Genomic DNA, 1,588 nt, shown 5'->3' on the forward strand with positions numbered 1-1,588 from the left:
GCTGAGCGCCTGCACCTCCGCGTACCCCGGCACCGGACCGACCGGCTCCCCCGCCGCGACGGCCGCCGCCGTGGCCACCGCCGCCGCCAGTGCCGCGCGGTACAGCAGCGACCCGAGGCTGACCCGGGCCACCCCGAGCGCGGCCAGCTCGGCGAGGCCCGGGCCGGTCGGCGTCCAGAGGATGTTGAGCGGGACGGCGAGCGCGCCGACCAGCCGGCCGATGGCCGCCGGACCGGTCAGCCCGGGGACGAACACGCCGTCCGCGCCCGCCTGTTGGTAGGCGTCCAGGCGGCGGAGCGTCTCCGCCTCGGGGGCGTCCTGCCCACACCAGTAGGTGTCGGTACGGGCGTTGACGAACAGCTCCGGGGCGGCCGCCTTCACCGCGGCGATCTTCGCGGCATGGCGGGCGGACGGGGCCAGCGTGCCGTCCGCCCGGCCGTCCTCCAGGTTGATGCCGACCGCGCCGGCCTCGGCCAACTCCACGGCCAGCTCGGCGACTTCGTCCGGGTCGTCGCTGAACCCGGACTCCGCGTCGACGCTGAGCAGGAAGCCGCCGCGCCCGAGCCTGCGCGCCAGCCGTACGGTCTCCGCGCGGGTGGCGGCGGCGCCGTCGGGGAGGCCGGCGACGGCCGCCACACCCAGGCTGGTGGTGCCGATCGCGGGGTGGCCCTGGGCGGCGAGGGCAACGGCCGAGGCGTGGTCCCAGGCGTTGGGGAGCAGCAGCGGGCGCCCGGGGCGGTGGTGCAGGGCGGCGAAGGGGGTCATCGGGTCGTCTCCATCGGCTCGTTCGCACGGTGTCCGGTCGGGTCCGCCGGACTGTCGGTCGCACACGTCGGGCTGTCGATCACACACGCCGGGCCGTCGGTCACCCCCGCCGGATCCGCGGCGCCGCCCCTCGCACCCGCCAGGCTCCCGACCGAGTCCGCGTAGTAGTACCCGGCCTCGGAGACGTGGCAGACGATCTGCCGGAAGCTCCAGCCCGTCCCCGGGGAGTCGTCCAGCCGTTCGTCCGGCAGCGCGGCGACCCGCCGGGACCAGATCCCGGCCAGCCGGGTCAGCCGGCTGCGGGCCTCGTCCAGGTCGGCGGCGGTGAACGGGGCCAGGTCGGCAGGGGTGGTGGCGTTGGAGGCGTGCCAGTGGTCGGGCTCGGTCGGTTCGCCGACCAGCCGGGCCTCCACCTCGGCGAGGTGGTCGACGAGATGGTCGGTGATGCGGCGAACGGCCTTGTGCGGTGCGTAGGTTCGGCCGTCGGTGTTGACGATCGGACGGCCGTCCCAGGCCGTCCAGCCGACCGCCAGGGCGAGCACGTACGTGACCATCTCCGGCACCAGGGCGGCCAGTTCGGCCTTGTCGAGGTCCGGGGTAGGCGGCGGCGTCCCGGTGTCCGCCGGGTCGGAGGCGCCGTACAGGATGCCCTCGGCGATCACCAGGGCCTGCGAGCGGCCCGGGCAACTCCGGGGCGGGGCACCGAAGGTGAGCGCGACCCCGGCCGGCGCCCCGGCCTGGGCGGCGGCGATGTCGAGCAGGACCCGCGTGCCGGCCGGCACCGCGACCCCGCCGACCTCGGTCGCCCGGACGGCGATCCGCC

2 protein-coding genes are annotated in these 1,588 nt (G+C 76.7%); both read right to left on the minus strand.

Features of this window, described 5'->3' with window-relative positions; genetic code table 11:
* The coding region (locus tag AE652_RS41045; RefSeq protein ID WP_049661052.1) for an isocitrate lyase/phosphoenolpyruvate mutase family protein at nucleotides 1-765 on the minus strand (765 nt) is incomplete at its 3' end.
* The coding region (locus AE652_RS49610; protein WP_063780425.1) for a hypothetical protein at nucleotides 762-1,588 on the minus strand (827 nt) is incomplete at its 5' end. The genes AE652_RS41045 and AE652_RS49610, both read right to left, overlap by 4 nt.

This window comes from Kitasatospora sp. MY 5-36 (genome assembly GCF_001182915.1).
Classification (GTDB): Bacteria; Actinomycetota; Actinomycetes; order Streptomycetales; family Streptomycetaceae; genus Kitasatospora.